The 19,397-nt window shown below is 71.7% G+C and carries 18 protein-coding genes, 1 pseudogene and 1 riboswitch; of the genes and pseudogenes, 7 read left to right on the top strand and 12 right to left on the bottom strand.

The features are described 5' to 3' along the window. Positions 1–154: 154 nt before the first annotated feature. The 4 genes from AB0C73_RS32880 to AB0C73_RS32865 all read left to right on the top strand — a co-directional run bounded on the left by AB0C73_RS32880 (position 155) and on the right by AB0C73_RS32865 (position 4,502). A complete protein-coding gene (locus AB0C73_RS32880; RefSeq protein WP_362537063.1) occupies positions 155–886 on the top strand; it encodes an ATP-binding cassette domain-containing protein in 732 nt (243 codons plus the stop codon). Next, complete coding sequence (locus AB0C73_RS32875) at positions 868–1,965, top strand: hypothetical protein (RefSeq protein WP_362537062.1); 1,098 nt, start codon at positions 868–870, stop codon at positions 1,963–1,965. Before AB0C73_RS32880 ends, AB0C73_RS32875 begins: the two co-directional genes overlap by 19 nt. Before the next feature lie 327 nt (positions 1,966–2,292). Further along, entirely contained in the window at positions 2,293–3,432 is a 1,140-nt protein-coding gene (locus AB0C73_RS32870; RefSeq protein ID WP_362537061.1) for a Rossmann fold nucleotide-binding protein, read from the top strand. 62 nt (positions 3,433–3,494) lie between these two features. Beyond that, the gene (locus tag AB0C73_RS32865; RefSeq protein WP_362537060.1) at positions 3,495–4,502 is read left to right on the top strand and encodes a hypothetical protein; all 1,008 of its coding nucleotides are present in this window, start codon (positions 3,495–3,497) and stop codon (positions 4,500–4,502) included. Here AB0C73_RS32865 and AB0C73_RS32860 read toward each other — a convergent pair. The 4 genes from AB0C73_RS32860 to rlmN all read right to left on the bottom strand — a co-directional run bounded on the left by AB0C73_RS32860 (position 4,499) and on the right by rlmN (position 9,650). Next, a complete protein-coding gene (locus tag AB0C73_RS32860; RefSeq protein ID WP_362537059.1) occupies positions 4,499–5,527 on the bottom strand; it encodes an ABC transporter ATP-binding protein in 1,029 nt (342 codons plus the stop codon). The two genes, AB0C73_RS32865 and AB0C73_RS32860, sit on opposite strands and share 4 nt — an antisense overlap. Further along, complete coding sequence (locus AB0C73_RS32855) at positions 5,527–7,164, bottom strand: iron ABC transporter permease (RefSeq protein ID WP_362537058.1); 1,638 nt, start codon at positions 7,162–7,164, stop codon at positions 5,527–5,529. Before AB0C73_RS32855 ends, AB0C73_RS32860 begins: the two co-directional genes overlap by 1 nt. A gap of 59 nt (positions 7,165–7,223) precedes the next feature. Next, positions 7,224–8,321: a thiamine ABC transporter substrate-binding protein gene (locus AB0C73_RS32850; protein WP_362537057.1), complete on the bottom strand. Its 1,098-nt coding sequence runs from the start codon at positions 8,319–8,321 to the stop codon at positions 7,224–7,226. An 82-nt stretch (positions 8,322–8,403) separates the two neighbouring features. Continuing rightward, positions 8,404–8,514: riboswitch (TPP riboswitch) on the bottom strand. 29 nt (positions 8,515–8,543) lie between these two features. Beyond that, the gene (gene rlmN, locus AB0C73_RS32845) at positions 8,544–9,650 is read right to left on the bottom strand and encodes a 23S rRNA (adenine(2503)-C(2))-methyltransferase RlmN (RefSeq protein ID WP_362537056.1); all 1,107 of its coding nucleotides are present in this window, start codon (positions 9,648–9,650) and stop codon (positions 8,544–8,546) included. 139 nt (positions 9,651–9,789) lie between these two features. On the opposite strand from rlmN, the gene AB0C73_RS32840 reads away from it, so the two are divergent. Continuing rightward, entirely contained in the window at positions 9,790–10,449 is a 660-nt protein-coding gene (locus AB0C73_RS32840; RefSeq protein WP_362537055.1) for a hypothetical protein, read from the top strand. A 102-nt stretch (positions 10,450–10,551) separates the two neighbouring features. Here the strand turns inward: AB0C73_RS32840 and AB0C73_RS32835 are convergent, their stop codons facing one another. From AB0C73_RS32835 to rpsB, 5 genes are all read right to left on the bottom strand, one after another. Further along, complete coding sequence (locus tag AB0C73_RS32835; protein ID WP_362537054.1) at positions 10,552–11,733, bottom strand: phosphatidate cytidylyltransferase; 1,182 nt, start codon at positions 11,731–11,733, stop codon at positions 10,552–10,554. Further along, complete coding sequence (gene frr / locus AB0C73_RS32830; protein ID WP_362537053.1) at positions 11,733–12,290, bottom strand: ribosome recycling factor; 558 nt, start codon at positions 12,288–12,290, stop codon at positions 11,733–11,735. Before frr ends, AB0C73_RS32835 begins: the two co-directional genes overlap by 1 nt. Before the next feature lie 135 nt (positions 12,291–12,425). Continuing rightward, complete coding sequence (gene pyrH / locus AB0C73_RS32825; RefSeq protein WP_362537052.1) at positions 12,426–13,190, bottom strand: UMP kinase; 765 nt, start codon at positions 13,188–13,190, stop codon at positions 12,426–12,428. A 158-nt stretch (positions 13,191–13,348) separates the two neighbouring features. After that, a complete protein-coding gene (gene tsf, locus AB0C73_RS32820; RefSeq protein WP_362537051.1) occupies positions 13,349–14,185 on the bottom strand; it encodes a translation elongation factor Ts in 837 nt (278 codons plus the stop codon). A gap of 110 nt (positions 14,186–14,295) precedes the next feature. Next, entirely contained in the window at positions 14,296–15,180 is an 885-nt protein-coding gene (gene rpsB, locus AB0C73_RS32815) for a 30S ribosomal protein S2 (RefSeq protein WP_362537050.1), read from the bottom strand. A 253-nt stretch (positions 15,181–15,433) separates the two neighbouring features. Between rpsB and AB0C73_RS32810 the strand changes: the two genes are divergently transcribed. Then, positions 15,434–15,910: a M23 family metallopeptidase gene (locus tag AB0C73_RS32810; RefSeq protein WP_362537049.1), complete on the top strand. Its 477-nt coding sequence runs from the start codon at positions 15,434–15,436 to the stop codon at positions 15,908–15,910. 52 nt (positions 15,911–15,962) lie between these two features. Here the strand turns inward: AB0C73_RS32810 and AB0C73_RS32805 are convergent, their stop codons facing one another. From AB0C73_RS32805 to AB0C73_RS32795, 3 genes and pseudogenes are all read right to left on the bottom strand, one after another. Further along, positions 15,963–16,523 (bottom strand): helix-turn-helix domain-containing protein, encoded by a 561-nt coding sequence (locus AB0C73_RS32805; protein WP_362537096.1) that lies wholly within the window; start codon positions 16,521–16,523, stop codon positions 15,963–15,965. Positions 16,524–16,580: 57 nt separating this feature from the next. Then, entirely contained in the window at positions 16,581–17,417 is an 837-nt protein-coding gene (gene whiG, locus AB0C73_RS32800) for an RNA polymerase sigma factor WhiG (RefSeq protein WP_362537048.1), read from the bottom strand. Positions 17,418–17,662: 245 nt separating this feature from the next. Continuing rightward, positions 17,663–18,163: pseudogene (locus tag AB0C73_RS32795) on the bottom strand (DNA-processing protein DprA); the annotation flags it as partial. A 165-nt stretch (positions 18,164–18,328) separates the two neighbouring features. Here AB0C73_RS32795 and AB0C73_RS32790 point away from each other — a divergent pair. Further along, complete coding sequence (locus AB0C73_RS32790) at positions 18,329–19,330, top strand: hypothetical protein (RefSeq protein WP_362537047.1); 1,002 nt, start codon at positions 18,329–18,331, stop codon at positions 19,328–19,330. The last annotated feature ends 67 nt before the right edge of the window (positions 19,331–19,397 follow it).

The raw sequence follows: 19,397 nt of genomic DNA, 5'->3' as shown, positions 1-19,397 counted from the left end.
TCCGAGTGAATGGCGGCCCGCCCGGGCCGCGTGCTGTCCGTACAACCGGATCCGAATCCTTACGGTGCCGAGTGACCCACGTGACCCACAGGCCCGTCTCCTCGTTCCCCCGTACGGGGGAACCGAGAACAGATCCGACATCGAGGTGTACGCGATGGTGGCCCCACCGGACAACGACGTGCTCTGGGCACGCTCCCTGCGCTGTGCCCTGGGCGGCTCCGACGTGCTGACCGGAGTCTCGGTCGGCGCGCGCGAGGGCGAGATCCTCGCCGTCACCGGACCCCGCGGCAGCGGCAAGACCACCCTGCTGCGCTGCCTGTCCGGCCAGACCGTGGCCCAGGAGGGCGAGGTCTGGTTCAACAGCACCCCTGTCCACACCATGAACCGCGCACAGCGCGAACGGCTGCGCCGCGAGCGCTTCGGCTGGATCGACCCCGAGCCCGGGCTCGTCCCCGAACTCACCGCCTGGGAGAACACCGCCCTGCCGCTGCTGCTGCGCGGCGTCTCCCACCGGGCCGCCAGGACCGCCGCGACCGAGTGGCTGGAGCGCCTCGACATCGGCACCGCCGCCCGCAAGCGCCCGCAGGCCCTCACCCGCTCGGAGTGCCAGCGCATCGCCATCGCCCGCGCCCTGGTCACCACCCCGTCGGTGCTCTTCGCCGACGAGCCGACCGCGGCCCTGCACCGCGCCGACGGCGCGCAGGTCCTGCGCACCCTCACCGCCGCGGCCCGCTCGCACGGCATCACGGTGCTGCTCGCGAGCGGCGACCCCGAGGTCGCCGCCCTCGCCGACCGCACGGTCGCCCTGCTCGACGGACGCCGCGTGGGCTCCGTACCGCCGGCCACCGGGGCGGAGGGCGTCACCGCGTGCTCGCTCTCCGTCTAGCCCGCGGGACCCATCCCGTCGTCCAGCTGCGGCGCCTGTGCGTCGCCGCGGCGGCCGCCGGGGTGGGTTTCCTGCTCCTGTGCGCCCTCGGCTACGCCGTGGGCCATCCCCAGGACTCCTCCGAGGCCGTGCTGCGGCTGCTGTGGTGCGGGCTGCCGCTGGCCGCGACGGTGCAGTTCGCGGTCGCGGTGGCCCGCACCGACCCCAGCATCCGGCCGCGGCCCGGCCTGTCCGCGATCGGCCTCGGCCCGGCCCGGCTCACGGTGATCGCGGCGACCTCCACCGCCGTCGCGTGCACCCTCGGCTCGGCCGTCGCGCTGCTGTTCTACCTGCATCTGCGCGGCGACATCACCGGCCTGCCCTTCGACGGCGCCGCCGCCGACCTGCTCGCCGCCGACCAGCCCCTCCCGCTGGCCGCCGCCCTCACCCTTCTGGCCCTCGTCCCGGTCGCGGGCGCGACGGCGGCCGGCCTCGCGCTGCGCCCGCGCAGGACGGAGGCGGAGGCGGAGGCGCCGGCCGAGCGGTCCGCGACCGCGGGCCTGCCCTGGGGCGTGGCCCTGCTCGCCGTGGGCCTCGCCGTCGAGACGTACGGGGCGCGCGGCGACGGCGGCGGGGTCCTGGCCGGCTGGGTGCTCACCGCGATCGGCCTGGCGATGGCCGGGCCCGGCCTCACCCACGGCTGCGGCCGGCTGCTCCAGATGGTCCGCCCCGGGGCCGTACGCCTGCTCGCCGGCCGTGTCCTGATGGACGAGGCCCGCCGCATCGGGCGCCCACTGGGCGTGGTGTGCGCGGTCGGCTCCGGCGCGGTCGCCGGCTACGCGCTGTACGGCGGCGCGCTCGGCCCGCTGTCCTGGCTCGGCGTGACCGTGGTCGTCGCCTGCACCACGGCGACGCTGCTCTCGGCGGCCCTGGAGTCGAAGCAGGCCCGCACCCACACCACCGAGGCCCTGCTCCGCCTCGGCGCCCCACCGACGGTGCTGCGCACCACCGCGCTGCTGCGGGCGGGCGTACTGCTCGCGGTGTTCGTGCCGCTCACCTGGGCGGTGGGCGCGCTGGCGGCCGTACCGCTGCGGGGCTGAGCCCCTCTGCGGGGCCTGGCGCGCCGGGCGCCGCGCGGGGACGGAGTCGGCGGCCGAGCAGGCCTGGTGCGGGCCGACCCAGCGGGCGAGCAGGCGATGAGCAGGAGCCGACTGCGGGGCGCGCGGGCTGGGCGGGCCGGGGCCGGACAGGTCGCGGCGGGGGTCTCCCCCGCGCCCGCCCGGGCCGGGGGGGGGGAGGAAGCCGCGCGGGCGTACACCTCCTGGCCTTCGCCGGTGGTGCCCCACCCGGGCCACGCTCCGAGGCGTCGCGGGCCCCGGCCGCGACCCGGAAAGGCCCAGGCGGCCGCCCCGGCCTATCGTGGGCGCATGACCCAGCCCCTGGGGAGGCCGGCCCGGCCGCGCGGCCACGAGCGGGAGATCCACTCCCTCGACGAGTTCGACGCGGCGCTCGGCGCGCACGGCTCGCTCCGCGGGCACCGGATCCAGTCCCTGGACCTCACCGACCGCACCTTCGCGCTGCTCGCCGCGTCCACCGCCGACGCGGTGTTCCTGGGCTGCGCGATGGCGCCGGAGGCGGCGGCGAAGGTGCGGGCCGACGGGGCGCTGGTCTTCCCGCCCGTGCCGGACCTGCCGTTCGACCCGTACCGGGCCCGGCTCTACTCCCCCGGCGAGCTGTACGAGGGGATCGGGGAGCGGCGGTACGAGCAGACGCCGGACGCCCGCTCGTACGCCTGGTTCCGGCGGACCCGCGGGGACGGCGACATCTTCTCCTCGATGCTGCGCTCGCTCCACGACGACGCGATCTCGGACGCCCTCGACGAGGAGCTCGCCGGGGCCCGGGTGGTCGGCGTGATGGGCGGCCACGCGATGGGCCGGGGCGGCGCGGCGTACGCGGGCGCGGCCCGGCTCGGCCGCTCGCTCACCCGGGCGGGCCTGACCGTGGCGACGGGCGGCGGCCCGGGCGCCATGGAGGCGGCCAACCTCGGCGCCTACCTGGCGCCGCTGCCCGACGCGGTCCTCGACGAGGCCCTGGAACTCCTCGCGAAGGCCCCGTCCTTCACCCCGTCGGTCACCGACTGGGCGCGCGCCGCCTTCGAGGTACGGGCCCGGTGGCCGCGCGGCGGCGACTCGGCCGGCATCCCGACCTGGTTCTACGGCCACGAGCCGCCGAACGCCTTCGCGTCCCGGATCGGCAAGTACTTCGCCAACGCCACCCGCGAGGACGGCCTGCTCGCCCGCTCCACGGCGGGCGTGGTCTTCCTGCCGGGCGCGGCCGGCACCGTCCAGGAGATCTTCGACAACGCGACCCCGAACTACTACGCCTCCCCCGGCGCCCCCACCCCGATGGTCCTGGTCAACCGCGCCCACTGGACCGAGCACCTCCCGACCTGGCCCCTGCTCACGGCCCTCGCGGCCCAGCGCCCGATGGCAGCCCGGATCGCCCTGGTCGACTCGATCGACGAGGCGCCGGAGGCGCTGGAACGGCTGGCGGGCGCGGTCGCGTAACCGGTCGGGCCCAGGCGGAATTCGGTTGGCGGGCGCGTGGCCGGCGGGAAAAATCCCGGGCGATGCATGTGTTCGTGTGCGCCGGGTGCGGCGCGGAGCTGACGGCGCCGCTGGCGCGGGTCCCGCTTCCGGCGGAAGCCCATCTCTCGTACGGCCACGGCCCGATGCCACCGCTGATGGAGCCAGGCACGTACGCCGTGGATCCGGAGCCGTCGGGGCCGCCGTTCCGGCCCTGGGAGAAGATCGGGGAGGCGGAGGCGGCGGCTCGCGGGCTGTTCGCGCCGGTCTATCCGCTGTCCTTCGGGGCCCGGGACCGGATCGTCGTCGCACCGGGCGACGTCCGTGGCACGGTGCTGATCCCCGAGCACTCCGGTGACTCCTGTCTGGGCATGTGCGCCGGGGAGCTGCCGAACATGGCGTGCGCGGGGTGCGGGCTGCTCGTGGCCTCGCGCGTGGACGACTGCGGCCTGTGGCAGGCGGTGTGGATCGAGCCGGACGCGGTACGGCGGGTACCCACCGGACTCCCCGTCCCTGCCCGGGAGTTCGAGCAGCTGCCGCCGCTCGATCCGGCCGGCGGCTGGAGTGACGTGTGGCAGGCCGCGACCGGTGCCGCCTTGGCCCGTGTACTCGTCGCCTCGGGCGGCACCTCGCTCGCACTCCCCGACGGCCTGCTCACCGAGGTGTTCGGCCCGGCGCTCGACCTCCTGCTCCCGGCCGGGGGGCCGACGAAGACCGTGGGCCTGGCCGGCCCCGGGATGCCTGACCACGGCCTGGACATCGCCCTCGTACCGTACGACCAAGAGACGTGCGGGCCCTGGCGGCCGCCGGGCGGCACCGTGCCCGTACCGCTGCCCGACGGCGTGTGGGCGTATCTCGCCCTGCCCGGCGAGACCTGGCCGCTCCCCGCGTCGGGCACTCTGCCGGACGGCGTGCTCCGCGACGACTACCCGCTGCCGGACCACCCCTGGTACGTCTTCCGGCCCGACCACCGGGCCTTCCGCGCCACCCTGGCCCGCTGCCCCGAGGTCCGGCAGCCATGGCTGCGGGCGCTGTACGACCGCGGCTTCTAGACCAGGCCCTCGTCCAGGACCACCACGTCCTCCGCCCGGAATTCCACGTCCACCTCCGCGCCCTCCTCCGGCGCGTCCCGCAGCGTGAACTCCGCCTCCAGGGGCGGGCCTTCGGACGGGCGGAGGGTGACAGCCACGTGGTCGCCGCGGAAGGTGCGGGAGGCCACCTGGCAGGTGAGGCCCTCGCCGGGGGCGGTGAGGCGGACGCCGGTGGGGCGGACCAGCAGGAGCCGCTCGCCCTGGGGGGAGCCGTCCGGGACGGGGATCTTGCCCCAGGGGGTGTCCGCGGCGGCGGCGCTCACCGTGGCCGGGGCGACGTTGTCGAAGCCGAGGAAACGGGCGACGAACTCGGACGCGGGGCGCCGCCACACCTCGACCGGCGGGCCGGACTGGGCGATCCGGCCGTCGTTCATGACGACGACCCGGTCGGCGAGCGCGAACGCCTCGCCCTGGTCGTGGGTGACGGCGAGCACCGTCGTGCCCAACCGCCCGAAGAGCGCGCGGAGTTCGACGACCAGCCGTTCCCGAAGGCCCCGGTCGAGCTGCCCGAGCGGTTCGTCCAGCATGAGCAGCCGGGGCCGCGGCGCCAGCGCGCGGGCGAGCGCGACGCGCTGCTGCTCGCCGCCGGAGAGCGCGGACACGGCCCGCCGCCCGGCGCCGGGGAGGCCGACGAGGTCGAGCAACTCCTCGACCCGCGCGCCCTGTTCGCTCCTCGGCACGCCCCGCATGCGCAGCCCGAACGCCACGTTCCCGGCCACGTCCCGCTGCGGGAACAGCTGATGGTCCTGGAACATCAGGCCGACCCCGCGCCGGTGCACCGGCACCCCCGCCTGGTCGGCGCCGCCGAGCAGCACCCGGCCCTCGGCGAGCGGCTGGAGTCCCGCGACCACCCGCAGCAGCGTCGACTTGCCGCTGCCGCTGGGCCCCAGGACGCACACGATCTCGTGCTCGGCGACCGCCAGGTCCACCCCGTCGAGCACGGCCCGGTCCCCGAAGCGTACGGTCGCGCCGGTCAGCGAAAGCATCAGAACTCCCCCGAGGTCCGGTCGGAGCGCAGCCGTTCCAGGAGCAGCAGGGACACCGCGCACACCACCATCAGAATCGTCGAAAGGGCCATCGCCTGCCCGTAGTTGAGCTCGCCGGGCCTGCCCAGGAGCCGCGCCACGGCGACCGGCAGGGTCGGGTTGTCGGGCCGCGCGATGAACACGGTCGCCCCGAACTCGCCGAGCGACACCGCGAACGCGAACCCCGCGGCGATCAGCAGCGCCCGCCGCACCAGCGGCAGGTCGACCTCCCGCCACGCTCGCCACGGCGACGCCCCGAGCACCGCCGCCGCCTCCCGCAGCCGTTCGTCGACGGCCCGCAGCACCGGCAGCATGATCCGCACCACGAACGGCACCCCGACGAGGGCCTGCGCGAGCGGTACGAGGATCCAGCTCGCCCGCAGGTCGAGCGGCGGCTCGTCGAGCGTGATGAGGAACCCGAAGCCGACGGTCACGGCGGACACCCCGAGCGGCAGCATCAGCAGCGCGTCGAAGCCGCGCACCAGCCGTCCGACGCCCCGTCCCACGCCCCGTCCCGCCCGCCGGGTGAGCGCCGCCGCGGCGAGCCCGCCGATGGCGACGGCGATGCCGGTCGCGGCCAGCGCGTACTGGAGCGAGTTCACGATCGTGTCGGTCAGCGGGACGAGGAAGGTGCCGCCCTCGTCGACGTGCCCGAGCGCCCGGTAGTAGTCGAGGCCGTAGCCGTCGGAGGTGGCGAGCGAGCGTTCCACGAGCACGGCGAGCGGCGCGAGGATCAGCAGCGCGACGGACAGCAGCACCCCGCCGAGCAGCGCCCACTGCCCGGGGCCGTGCGGCCGGCGCGCGGTGCGCTCCGCCGGGACCAGGCGCAGCGCCGTCTCCCGGCGCCGTACCACGCGCGCGTGCACCGCGAGGACCGTGCCGACGGCGACGAACTGCACCATGGTGAGCACGGCGGCCGTGGACAGCTGCAGCCGGTCGGCGGTCTGCCGGTAGATCTCGGTCTCCAGGGTGGAGTACGCGGGGCCGCCGAGGATCTGCACGATGCCGAAGGAGCTCGCGGTGAACAGGAACACCATGAGCGCGGCGGCGGCCACCGACGGCATGAGCGTGGGCAGCGTGACCGTCCGCCAGGCCCGCCACCGGGACGCGCCGAGGACCCGCGCGGCCTCCTCCTGGCGCGGGTCGAGCTGCGACCAGAGGCCGCCGACGGTGCGGACGACGACCGCGTAGTTGAAGAAGACATGGGCGAGGAGGATCGCCCAGACGCCGGTGTCGAGCCGCAGCCCCCACCAGTCGTCGAGCAGCCCGCGCCGCCCGACGAGCGCCAGGAACGCCGTGCCCACCATCACCGTCGGCAGCACGAACGGCACCGTCACCACGGCCCGCAGCACCTGCTTGCCGGGGAAGTCGAACCGGGCGAAGGCATACGCGCCGGGCAGCGCGACGAGCAGGGTCAGCGCCGTCGACGCGAGCGCCTGCCACAGCGTGAACCACAGGACGTCGAGGATCTCCGGCCGGGCGAGGGTCTCGCCGAACCGGCCGAACTCCCACCGCCCGTCCGGCCTGAGCCCGCGCTCCACGATGGAGGCGACGGGCCAGGCGAAGAACACCGCGAAGAACGCGACGGGCAGCAGCATGAGACCCAGCCGCGTCGCGCTCCCCGCCGCGCTCCCCCGGAGCGTACGGCTGACGCGGACTACTTCACGACGAGCGAGGTCCACTGCTGGATCCACTGGTCACGATTGTCGGCGATCTTCTTCGGCGCCATCGTCTCCGGCTTGTCGATCACCACACCGTGCTTGGTGAACAACTCCGGCAGCGTCGCGTCATTGGCCACCGGGTTGACGAACATCTTCAGCGGCATGTCGTCCTGGAACTTCTTCGAGATGAGGAAGTCGATCAGCTTCTTGCCGCCCTCGGGGTTCTTCGCCCCGTTCAGCAGGCCCGCGAACTCGATCTGCCGGAAGCAGGTGCCCGTGGACACACCGGTCGGCGCGACCTTCGGCTGCGGCTCCGCGTACAGCACCTCGACCGGCGGGGAGGAGGCGTACGAGACGACGAGCGGGCGGTCGGCCTTCGCCTTCTTGCCGCCGGCCGAGCCGGAGAACTCCTGGTCGTAGGCGAGCTCCCAGCTGTCGACGGTCTTCACGCCGTTGGCCTTGAGCTTCTTCCAGTAGTCCTGCCAGCCGTCGTCGCCGTACTTCGCGGCCGTGCCGAGGAGGAAGCCGAGCCCCGGGGAGGACCGCTCCGGGTTCTCCACCACGAGCAGGTCCTTGTACTCCGGCTTCAGCAGGTCGTCGAAGGTCTGCGGCGGCGCCAGCTTCTTGTCGGCGAAGTACTGCTTGTCGTAGTTGACGCAGATGTCGCCGGAGTCGACCGGCGTGACCCGGTGCTGCTCCTTGTCGAGCTGCACCGCCGCCGGGATCCGGTCCAGGCCCTGTGCCTCGTACGAGGTGAAGATGCCGTTGTCGAGGGCGCGGGACAGCAGCGTGTTGTCCACGCCGAAGAAGACATCGCCCTGCGGGGAGCCCTTGGTCAGGATCTCCTTGTTGACGGCCTCGCCGGCGTCGCCGCTCTTGAGGATCTTGACCGTGAGGCCGGTCTGCCTGGTGAACTCCGCGAGCACCTCCTTGGAGGCGTCGAAGGAGTCGTGGCTGACGAGGGTGACGGTCTTGGGCATCGGCTGGTCGGTCTTGCCGCCCGCTTCCCGTACGTCGTCCGTGCCGCACGCGGCGAGGGTCGCGACGCCGAGCGCCGCGACGAGAGCGGCGGCTGCCGCCTTCTTGGTGTTCACGTGAATGTCCTCCTGGGTGTGACCAGGAAGAGACGCGGCCCTGCCCGCGCCGGGCGGACCGGGCGTGGGCAGGGCGCAACAGCTCGAGTTACGTCCGAACTCCCTACCCAGAATGACCTGGGCGAGGTTCAGAGGGTCTGCGGTCCTACGGTGACCGCACTCTCAGCGCTGTGGCGCTCCCCTGTCGGAATATGAAGATGTGTTCGAGGTCAGACTACAAGGTCAGCGTTCGGCGGCGGCCAGCTGTCCACAGGCGCCGTCGATCTCCTGACCGCGGGTGTCACGGACGGTGACCGGCACGCCGTGGCGGGCGATCGCCTCGACGAAGGCCTTCTCGTCCTCGGGGCGGGACGCCGTCCACTTGGACCCGGGCGTCGGGTTCAGCGGGATGAGGTTGACGTGCACCCGCTTGCCCTTGAGGAGGCGGCCGAGGAGGTCGCCCCGCCACGCCTGGTCGTTGATGTCGCGGATCAGCGCGTACTCGATGGAGATGCGGCGGCCCGACTTCTCCGCGTACTCCCACGCCGCGTCGAGCACCTCCCGCACCTTCCAGCGGGTGTTCACCGGCACGAGCGTGTCGCGCAGCTCGTCGTCCGGCGCGTGCAGCGACACCGCGAGCCGGCACTTGAAGCCCTCGTCGGCGAACCGCCGCATCGCCGGCACCAGGCCGACGGTCGACACGGTGATCCCGCGCTGCGACAGGCCGAGCCCGTCCGGCTCCGGGTCGGTGAGGCGGCGGATGGCGCCGACCACGCGCTTGTAGTTGGCGAGCGGCTCGCCCATTCCCATGAACACGATGTTCGACAGGCGCGCCGGGCCTCCCGGCACCTCGCCGTCGCGCAGCGCGCGCATCCCGTCGACGATCTGGTGCACGATCTCCGCCGTCGACAGGTTCCGGTCGAGACCGGCCTGCCCCGTCGCGCAGAACGGGCAGTTCATGCCGCAGCCGGCCTGCGAGGAGATGCACATGGTCACCCGGTCCGGGTAGCGCATCAGCACCGACTCCACGAGCGTGCCGTCGTGCAGCCGCCACAGCGTCTTACGGGTGGTGTCGTCGTCGCACGAGATGTGCCGCACCACCGACATCAGATCGGGCAGCAGCTCCCCCGCGAGCTTCTCGCGCGACGCGGCGGGGATGTCGGTCCACTCCGCCGGGTCGTGCGCGTAGCGCGCGAAGTAGTGCGTGGACAGCTGCTTGGCGCGAAACGGCTTCTCGCCGATCGCGGCGACCGCCTCCTTGCGCTCGGCGGGCGACAGGTCGGCGAGGTGCCGCGGGGGCTGCTTGGCTCCGCGCGGGGCGACGAAAGTGAGTTCTCCGGGCTTGGGCATGGTGGTACCAGTGTCGCAGACGGATTCCCGGCGGCGACCGGACGCGAGTTGTTGATCAACGACCCGTGAGGTTAAGTGATCATGCCAAGTGTCCGGTCGTGTCGCGGCCGGACCGTGATCGGGTGGTCGGAGGAGTTCGGTGAAGGCTGTTGTACGGGGGGCCGCCGTCGCGGCCGTGCTGGCACTCACGGGGGCGGCGTGCGGGGAGGGGAACTCGACGGCGGGAAGCGCGGGCGCGGGAGGCACGGCGGCGGGGAGCACCGCGGCGGCGAGCACCGGGGCGTCTCCCGCCTCGATCGACGCGACGGGTCTGTTCTCCGCCCTCCCGGTCGAGTCCGGCGTGGGTGACATCTTCGTCGGCGACGACGCCGCGGTGATACAGGACGGCGAGGCGCTCGCCGAGTGCTCGAAGGAGACGGAGTCGTCCTGCGCCGGGATCCAGGCCGCGGGGAAGAAGGAGATGGAGGCACGCGGGTCGGACGAGACGCGCCTGGAATTCACCCTCTTCACCTTCGCCACGACGGACCAGGCCGCCGGGGCGATGAAGGATCTGGCGGAGCAGCGGCGGAAGCGGAGCGCGGAGAACGGCACCCCGCCCCAGCCGCTCACCATCGACTCCGGGGCCGACGAGACCGAGGCGATGCGGGACGGCGACCGCTGCCACATCATCATGCGCATCGGCACGGTCGTGTCCCACGTCTATACCAACGGCGCGCAGGACGAGAACGTGGAGCACGCGGTGAAGGTCCAGGTCGCCCGGGTGAAGTCCGTCGCGGCAGGGATCAATCCGGACCGCTGACACCCGGAGGACGGACCGGGGAACCGACCGGAGGACGGAAAGGGCCCGTGGCCCGCACCAGACGTGCGGGCCACGGGCCCTTCGTACGAGAGCGTGGGTCAGTCAGCTGCCGACGAACAGCACGAGCAGCAGCCACACCACCGGCGCCGTGGGCAGCAGCGAGTCGAGCCGGTCCATGATGCCGCCGTGGCCCGGGAGCAGCGTGCCCATGTCCTTGATGCCGAGGTCGCGCTTGATCATCGACTCGCCCAGGTCGCCGAGGGTCGCGCTCGCCGCGACCGCCAGGCCGAGCAGCAGCCCCTGCCACCAGGTGCCGTCGTCGATCATGAACTGCATGCACAGCGCGCCCGCCGCCATCGCGAACGCCACCGCGCCGAGCAGCCCCTCCCGGGTCTTCCCGGGGCTGATCCGCGGTGCCAGCTTGTGCTTGCCGAACCGCCAGCCCACCGCGTACGCGCCGGTGTCGCTGACCACCGTGAGCAGCAGGAACGTCAGCACCCGCTGCGGCCCGTCGTCCGCGGTCAGCAGCAGCGCCACGAACGTGGCCAGGAACGGCACGTAGAACGCGGCGAACACACCCGCCGTGACGTCCTTCAGATAGCCCTCGGGCGGCTCCGTCATCCGCCACACGAGAACGGCGAGCGCCGTGAGCGCCATCGCCACCCACGCGCCCTCCGGCCCGCGCACATATCCGGCGACGACCATCGCCGCGCCGCCGACCGCGAGCGGCACCAGCGGCGCCTTGATGGCCTTGCGCTCCTGCAGGCGCGAGGTCAGCTCCCACAGCCCGACCACCACGGCCACCGCTATCACGCCGATGAACGCCGGCTTCCAGATGAACAGCGACGCGATGATCACCGCGCCGAGTCCCAGGCCGACCCCTATCGCCGCGCCCAGGTCACGGCCCGCGCTCTTCTTCTGCCGCGGCTGCTGCCGGGGCGAAGGAGCGGGCGCGGGCGAGGAGGGGCTGGACATGGGCTCCTGCGAATACTCGTGCGGCGGATGCTCGTACCGAGGATGCCGGTACTCGGGGTGCTCGTACTGCGAGTGCTCGTGCTGCGGGTGCTCGTGCGGCGTCTCGTCACGGAACAGGGGACCGCTCGGCAGAGCGGCCCCCCGGTCGTGATCGTCCTGGTTGTCGCCGGCGGGAACGTCGGACACGATGGGCATGGGCCGAGTCTGCGCCGCCTGCCGCCATTCGTGAGCGGGACCCGCCGGGGCAGGCCCCTGGTCGGGTCCTCCGAAGCCGGATCCGGCCGGGGACCTCCAGGATGAGTCGTTCATCAGACCTCGAGAAGCTCGGCTTCCTTGTGCTTGAGCAGCTCGTCGACCTGCGCCACGTACTTCGCGGTGAGGTCGTCGAGCTCCTTCTCCGCGCGGCGGCCCTCGTCCTCGCCGACCTCGCCGTCCTTGACGGCCTTGTCGATCGAGTCCTTGGCCTTGCGGCGCACCGAGCGGATCGAGACCTTCGAGTCCTCGGCCTTGCCCTTGGCGACCTTGATGTAGTCCTTGCGGCGCTCCTCGGTCAGCTCGGGGAACACCACACGGATGATGTTGCCGTCGTTGCTCGGGTTGACGCCGAGGTCCGAGTCACGGATCGCCTGCTCGATGTTGCGCAGCGCGCTCTTGTCGAACGGGGTCACCACGGCCATGCGCGGCTCCGGCACCGAGAACGACGCCAGCTGATTGATCGGGGTGATGGCACCGTAGTAGTCCGCCACGATCTTGTTGAACATCGCCGGGTGCGCACGGCCGGTGCGGATCGCGGCGAAGTCCTCCTTGGCGACCACGACGGCCTTCTCCATCTTCTCCTCGGCCTCGAGGAGGGTCTCTTCGATCACCACTTGCTCCTGCGTGTCGTCGCGTTGTGTCCTGCACGGTGTACGACCGGCAGGGCTCTGTCCATCCACCTCGCGGGGACCGTCCCCCTCACGGAGGCCGTCCGTCCCCGCCGCGGGGCGGGTTCCCGGTTCGGGTCAGGCCCGGGTGCCCTGGTCGCTCACGAGCGTGCCGATCTTCTCACCCTTCACCGCGCGCGCGATATTGCCCTCGGCGAGCAGTTCGAAGACGAGGATCGGCAGGTTGTTGTCACGGCACAGGGTGATGGCGGTGGCGTCGGCGACCTTCAGGTCGCGGGAGATCACCTCGCCGTACTCCAGGGCGTCGAACTTCACCGCGTCCGGGTTGCGCTTCGGGTCGGAGTCGTAGACCCCGTCGACACCGTTCTTGCCCATCAGCAGGGCCTCGGCGTCGATCTCCAGGGCGCGCTGGGCGGCGGTGGTGTCGGTGGAGAAGTACGGCATGCCCATGCCGGCGCCGAAGATGACCACGCGGCCCTTCTCCAGGTGCCGTACGGCGCGCAGCGGAATGTACGGCTCGGCGACCTGCCCCATGGTGATGGCGGTCTGCACGCGCGAGTCGATGCCCTCCTTCTCCAGGAAGTCCTGGAGGGCGAGGCAGTTCATCACGGTGCCGAGCATGCCCATGTAGTCGGAGCGGGCCCGGTCCATGCCGCGCTGCTGGAGTTCGGCGCCGCGGAAGAAGTTGCCGCCGCCGATCACGATGGCGATCTGGGCGCCGTCGCGGACGACCGCGGCGATCTCGCGCGCGATGGCGTGCACGACATCCGGGTCGACCCCGAGGCCGGTGCCTCCGGAGAAAGCCTCGCCGGACAGCTTCAGCATGAAGCGGCCGGCCTTTTTGCCGTTGTTGTCGTCGCCCTGTGCGGCGCCCTGATTCATGGAGATCTCCTCGTGCACATACGAAGAAGGCCATTGCCCTGGGGTCCTTGCGGTTTCCCGTACGGCAATGGCCTCCTCGTCAGATCTGCGGCCGTCCGGCGCGAACGCGGGCGGCTGCCTCAGACCCTACCGGGGTCCGGTGTCCGTTGCGTACGGACTCAGATGCCGACCTTGATGCGGGTGAAGCGCTTCAGGGTGACACCGGCCTCGTCCAGAACCTTCTGGACGGTCTTCTTGTTGTCCAGCGCGTAGGGCTGGCCGAGCAGCGTGGCGTCCTTGAAGAAGCCGTTCACGCGACCCTCGACGATCTTGGCGATCGCGGCCTCGGGCTTGCCCTCGGCGCGGGTGGTCTCCTCGGCGATGCGACGCTCGGACTCGACGACCTCGGCCGGGACCTCGTCCTTGTCGAGGTACTTCGGGGCGAACGCGGCGATGTGCTGCGCGATACCCTTCGCGACCTCGGCGTTCTCCTTGTCGAACTCGACGAGGACACCGATCTGCGGCGGCAGGTCGGGCATCGTGCGGTGCATGTACGCGGAGACGAAGCCGTCGGCGTACTGCGCGAAGCGGTCGAGGACGATCTTCTCGCCGAGGTTGGCGTTGGCCTCGTCGACGTACGCCTGGACGGTCTTGCCGGCCTCGATCTCGGAGGCGAGCAGGGCCTCGATGTCGGCCGGGGAGGTGGCGGCGACGTGGGCGGCCAGCGCGTTGGCGACGGCCATGAACTTCTCGCCCTTGGCGACGAAGTCCGTCTCGCACTTCAGCTCGACCAGGACACCGGAGGTGTTGTCGTCGGCGATGATGGAGACCACGGCGCCGTTCTCGGCGGAGCGGCCCTCACGCTTGGCGACACCCTTCTGGCCCTTGATGCGCAGGGCCTCGACGGCCTTGTCGACGTCGCCGTCGGCCTCGTCCAGGGCCTTCTTGCAGTCCATCATGCCGGCGCCGGTGAGCTCGCGGAGCTTCTTGACGTCAGCGGCGGTGTAGTTCGCCATGAGTCTGTTTCTCTCTCGAAGTCTGAAAGATCGGGCGGGTCACGGGTGGACGGCGGGGGCTTCGTGGGCCCCCGCCGTCGTCACCCGCGAGTCCTGAGGGACCGGAAGGGTCAGGCCTGCTCGGCGTCCGCGGCCGGAGCCTCGGCGGGGGCCTCGGCAGCGGCCTCGGCCGGCTTCTCGGCCTCGGCGGCGGCCGGAGCGGCCTCGTCAGCCTTCTTCTCACCCTCGAGCAGGTCGCGCTCCCACTCGGCGAGCGGCTCGCCCGCGGCCTTCTCGCCCGGCTTCTGGTCGCCGGTCGCGGCGCCGGAACGGGCGATGAGGCCCTCGGCGACGGCGTCGGCGATCACGCGGGTGAGCAGGGTGACGGAGCGGATCGCGTCGTCGTTGCCCGGGATCTTGTAGTCGACCTCGTCGGGGTCGCAGTTGGTGTCGAGGATCGCGACGACCGGGATGTGGAGCTTGCGCGCCTCACCGACGGCGATGTGCTCCTTCTTGGTGTCGACGATCCAGACGGCGCTCGGCACCTTCTGCATCTCGCGGATACCACCGAGGGTCTTCTCCAGCTTGGCCTTCTCGCGGGAGAGGACCAGGAGCTCCTTCTTGGTGAGGCCGGAGGCGGCCACGTCCTCGAAGTCGATCTGCTCGAGCTCCTTGAGGCGCTGCAGACGCTTGTAGACGGTCGAGAAGTTGGTGAGCATGCCGCCCAGCCAGCGCTGGTTCACGTACGGCATGCCGACGCGGGTCGCCTGCTCGGCGATGGCCTCCTGGGCCTGCTTCTTCGTACCGACGAACATGATGGAGCCGCCGTGCGCGACGGTCTCCTTGACGAACTCGTAGGCGCGGTCGATGTACGACAGCGACTGGAGCAGGTCGATGATGTAGATGCCGTTGCGCTCGGTGAAGATGAAGCGCTTCATCTTCGGGTTCCAGCGACGGGTCTGGTGACCGAAGTGGACGCCGCTCTCCAGCAGCTCCCGCATCGTGACGACGGCCATGGCCATCTCCTTGGTTTCTCGGTTGTGTTCCTGACGCCCCGGCGCGCCGTGCCACGAGGGACCGAAAGGCGCTGCCACCCGTCACGAGGGACTGGTGGCGGGGCGTGCGAAGTCGACCCGGTGACCCGGGTCGCCATGGAAAGTGTACGGGACCCGGGGAGCGCCGGGTGACGCCGTTGTCCACAACCCGGCGGTTGTCCACAGATTCCGCCGATGCCGGTCATGGGGTCGGTGGCCCGGGCAACCTGCCGTCATGCATCAGATTCCGATGACCCTGCTCACCCTGCTGACCCTTCTCACGACGGTGTGGCCGGTCGGCCCGCCCCGCCCCGCCATCCTGCGCGGCTGGGAGCCCCCACCGGGCCCGTACGCCGCCGGGCACCGCGGCGTCGACCTCGCCGCCCCACCGGGCACCCCGGTCCGCGCCCCGGCCGCCGGCACCGTCACCTTCGCCGGCCCGGTCGGCGGCCAGGGCGTCCTGGTCCTCACCCTCCCGGACACGGGCGACCCACCCCTGCGCACGACCTACGTCCCGGTGGACCCCCTGGTCCCCGCCGGCACCACGGTCCGCCAGGGCGACCTCCTGGCCCACGTCACCGACGGCACCCACTGCCCCCGCACCTGCCTCCACTGGGGCCTCCTACGCGGCGACACCTATCTGAACCCGCTGAGACTGCTGGGCGGAGGGCCGTCCCGGCTGCTGCCGGTGTGGGGGCGCGCGCCGGAGTGAGCGACTTCTGAGGCCGGGAGGGGAGGAGGGAGGGGGAGGGCCCAGGAAAGGGTCAGGCGCCGCGGATGGCGCCGAGGGCCATGGACACCGCCGCGTTCGCGATTGTCGTCGGGTCCTCGGCCGCGCCGAGTTCGGTGCGGCGGACCGCGGCGTCGACGATGCCCTGGAGGAGCATGGCTTCGAGGCGGGGCTCGGGGCGGGAGAGGGCGGTGAGGGCGGCGACGATCATGGTGATCAGGCCGCCATGGGCGGCGCGGATCTTCTCGCGGGCGCCCGCGTCGAGCTCGCTCGCGGAGATGGCGACGACAGCGCGGTGGCGGCGGTCGCCGACCAGGGCGAGCTGGGTGCGGACGTACGCCTCGATCTTGCCCTCGGCGGTGCCGGCGGCGGCCATGGCCGCTTCGACCTCGGCGGCCCAGACAGGGAAGTCGACCGCGCAGAGTTCCTCGACCACGGCGGCGCGGGAGCGGAAGTACTCGTAGACCGAGGAGCGGGCCAGGCCCGTGCGCTCGGCGAGGGCGGGGAAGGTCAGCGCCTCCGTTCCGCCTTCGGACAGCAGGGAGCGCGCCGCGTCCAGCAGGGCGGCGCGCTGCATCGTCCGGTGCTCGGCCACGGAGGCCGCTCGAATCCTTGGCACGGCTCCACTGTACGGCGGCGGGGCGGGGTGGTGTCAGCGGCCCACGTCGGCCAGTTTGGCGCGGAGCTGGAGGACGGACTTGGTGTGGATCTGGCTGACACGGCTCTCGGTGACGCCGAGGACGTGCCCGATCTCGGCGAGGGTGAGGCCCTCGTAGTAGTAGAGCGTGACGACGGTCTTCTCGCGTTCGGGAAGGGTGTTGATGGCGCGGGCGAGGAGCCGGCGCAGTTCGCGGTCCTCCGCGACCTCGACGGGGTTGTCGGCGGCGGTGTCCTCAAGCGTGTCCATGAGGGAGAGGCGGTCGCCGCCTTCGCCGCCGACGTGCAGGAGTTCTTCGAGGGCGACGACGTTGGCCAGGGACAACTGGCTGAAGACGGAGTGGAGTTCTTCGAGGGTGACGCCCATCTCCTCGGCGACCTCGGGTTCGCTGGGGGTGCGGCGCAGCTGCGCTTCGAGGGTGGCGTAGGCGCGTTCGACGTTGCGGGCCTTCTGGCGGACGGAGCGGGGGATCCAGTCGAGGGCGCGGAGTTCGTCGATCATGGCGCCGCGGATGCGGGTGATGGCGTAGGTCTCGAACTTGATGGCCCGCTCGACGTCGAACTTCTCGATGGCGTCGATGAGTCCGAAGACTCCGGAGGAGACGAAGTCGGCCTGTTCGACGTTGGAGGGGAGGCCGACGCTGACGCGGCCGGCGACGTATTTGACGAGGGGCGAGTAGTGCAGGATCAGCTGTTCCCGCAGGCGTTCGTCGCCGGTGTCCTTGTAGGAGCGCCACAGTTCGTCGAGTGAGGTCGGCGCGGGCGGTCGCACGGCGCCCCGGGCTGCTGGGGGCACCGCAGCGCGGTCAGACCCGGAGGTGTGCTGGGGCATGCGTCGCCTTGAGCCGTTCTGCTGTCGGGTGCGAAGGGGTCGTTCCGGTCGTCGGGCGGTGGATTCTCGTGAGCGTAGCGTGAGTGGGCCGTCGCGGTGCGCGAACGGCGGTGGATCGCGCCGGTGCGGGTGGCTGCCGTCGCCCACACCTTCGAACGGGGGCAGGGGCACGGGTCGGCCCCTCGGGTGCGGCCGAGTGAACTCGATTGCTCATCTCCTTCACCTTTTCACCCGAATGCTCCGGGTCAAGGACCGCCATGCCGGGTGTTCGGCGGTTCTGTCGGCCTGTTCGTCAACCGCCAGTCGTCCTGATGCCGCTCGACGAACCCGAGGGAGTGGAGTTCGTACAGCTTGGCGAGGGCGTGGTCGGGGTGGGTGCCGGCGCGGGCGGCGATGTCGGCGAGGGGTGCGGGGTGGTGGCCGGGGAGGGCTTCGAGGATGCGGGCGGTGTCGGGGGCGAGGAGGTCGCGGGGCAGTACGGGGCCGCGGCGGGGTGGGGCGAGCTGTCCGATGTCGCCGACGAGTTCGAGGATTTCGGCGGCGTCGGTGACGAGGGTGGCCTCGCCGCGGAGGAGTTCGTGGACTCCGGCGGAGAGGCCGCTGGTGACGGGTCCGGGGACGCCCATGGTGTGGCGGCCGAGGCGGGCGGCGGCGCGGGCGGTGACGAGGGAGCCGCTGCGGTATTCGGCTTCGACGACGACGGTGCCGCGGGTGAGGGCGGCGATGACGCGGTTGCGGAGGACGAAGCTTCTCTGCACTAAGTCAAGTCAGCCAACTACGGCGGTGCAGAGGGCGGATGGCCTGGGTGCCAGCTGAGGTCAAAACTCACTGCGATCGTTCGTGCAGCGGACATAGCCTGACTCAGTTGCCGAGCAGTGACGAACCTCCGGCATGATCCCGAAGGGCACCAGATGAGCGAGTCCAGCCTCTTCCCCTCACTCACGGCTTGGATGGGTGGCACCGCTGCCACCCATCCTCTGCGGACGCTGTTCGACGCTGCTGAAGAGAGCGATCACCCCACCAGCTTCCGCCGGTCGATCCTGCAGGCGTTCGACGACATCATCGGGACACTGGAGGCGGCCCAGCCACTGCATCTCGGACAGCCGAAAGGAGACTTCGTCAGGGCCAAGGTGGACGACGATCTCATGATCGTCCGTGCCGAGCTCGTGGCCGGCGCGAAGCTTGCCCGCGCTGGGATTCCCTTCGATTTCGGCACTCGGGGTGGGCGCCCCGAGCCTGACCTGCTCCTGCGGGAAGCGAACCTGGGCATCGAGGTGAAGGCTCGCCGCCTCAACGGCTTGCAGGACCTGGAGCACGAGCTGACAGCCGCCCTCGACGAGGCCGGGCTCCCCGCGATAGTCCATCTCGTCTGCCGCGAGCGGCCCCTTGAGATAAAGAAGGACGTGCGCGAGGCGATCGTCGAGGAGACGGTCAACCGTGTTCGGAACGGAGCATGGGGGGCGACGGTCACCCAGTTGGAGCGGTCCTGGTCGGCCACTCCGCAGCTGGACCTCACCGTCCGCGTGTTCGAGGCTCCCGCCGAGGCCGGATCGTCCGTCGTTGTGGAGGACGGCTTCGAGCTGTCCGGACACCTCCAGGACGTCGAGGCTCAAGTGGTCGCCGTGCTGAGCGATCCGCAGAAGATCAAGCAGGCTGAGGCCAAACCGACGATTCTCCTGGTCGACACCGCCCGCACCGGCCTGTCGTGGATGAGGCAGCCGCAGTACTGGGCTTCCCGCCTCGCCAGCTTGCTGCCGGACACGGCTCCCTTCGTCGGAGTCGGAATCATGCTCCAGACGCTGGATAGCGCGGACGTGCCAATCTCCTTCGCTCTGCGAGGAAACGCTGCGGCGGACGATCTGGACGCCGCCAAGAAGCTGGCGATCGACCTCGGAATGACACTGACCGAGTAAGGAATTTGGGATTGGCGGACGCCGTCCCCGGGGTACCCCGGCCACCCGGTCGGCGCGCCCAATTAAA

The sequence above is a fragment of the Streptomyces sp. NPDC048623 genome, assembly GCF_040650755.1.
In the GTDB taxonomy this organism is placed as follows: domain Bacteria; phylum Actinomycetota; class Actinomycetes; order Streptomycetales; family Streptomycetaceae; genus Streptomyces.
This window is presented reverse-complemented; position numbering and strand designations above follow the sequence as displayed.

What these genes read in the sequence shown, in the direction of transcription:
- AB0C73_RS32880 (WP_362537063.1), top strand. Translation starts at nt 155, where the DNA reads ATGGTGGCCCCACCGGACAACGACGTGCTCTGGGCACGCTCCCTGCGC.
- AB0C73_RS32870 (WP_362537061.1), top strand. Translation starts at nt 2,293, where the DNA reads ATGACCCAGCCCCTGGGGAGGCCGGCCCGGCCGCGCGGCCACGAGCGG.
- AB0C73_RS32865 (WP_362537060.1), top strand. Translation starts at nt 3,495, where the DNA reads ATGCATGTGTTCGTGTGCGCCGGGTGCGGCGCGGAGCTGACGGCGCCG.
- AB0C73_RS32860 (WP_362537059.1), bottom strand. Translation starts at nt 5,527, where the DNA reads ATGCTTTCGCTGACCGGCGCGACCGTACGCTTCGGGGACCGGGCCGTG.
- AB0C73_RS32855 (WP_362537058.1), bottom strand. Translation starts at nt 7,164, where the DNA reads ATGCTGCTGCCCGTCGCGTTCTTCGCGGTGTTCTTCGCCTGGCCCGTC.
- rlmN (WP_362537056.1), bottom strand. Translation starts at nt 9,650, where the DNA reads ATGCCCAAGCCCGGAGAACTCACTTTCGTCGCCCCGCGCGGAGCCAAG.
- AB0C73_RS32835 (WP_362537054.1), bottom strand. Translation starts at nt 11,733, where the DNA reads ATGAACGACTCATCCTGGAGGTCCCCGGCCGGATCCGGCTTCGGAGGA.
- pyrH (WP_362537052.1), bottom strand. Translation starts at nt 13,190, where the DNA reads ATGAATCAGGGCGCCGCACAGGGCGACGACAACAACGGCAAAAAGGCC.
- tsf (WP_362537051.1), bottom strand. Translation starts at nt 14,185, where the DNA reads ATGGCGAACTACACCGCCGCTGACGTCAAGAAGCTCCGCGAGCTCACC.
- rpsB (WP_362537050.1), bottom strand. Translation starts at nt 15,180, where the DNA reads ATGGCCGTCGTCACGATGCGGGAGCTGCTGGAGAGCGGCGTCCACTTC.
- AB0C73_RS32810 (WP_362537049.1), top strand. Translation starts at nt 15,434, where the DNA reads ATGCATCAGATTCCGATGACCCTGCTCACCCTGCTGACCCTTCTCACG.
- whiG (WP_362537048.1), bottom strand. Translation starts at nt 17,417, where the DNA reads ATGCCCCAGCACACCTCCGGGTCTGACCGCGCTGCGGTGCCCCCAGCA.
- AB0C73_RS32790 (WP_362537047.1), top strand. Translation starts at nt 18,329, where the DNA reads ATGAGCGAGTCCAGCCTCTTCCCCTCACTCACGGCTTGGATGGGTGGC.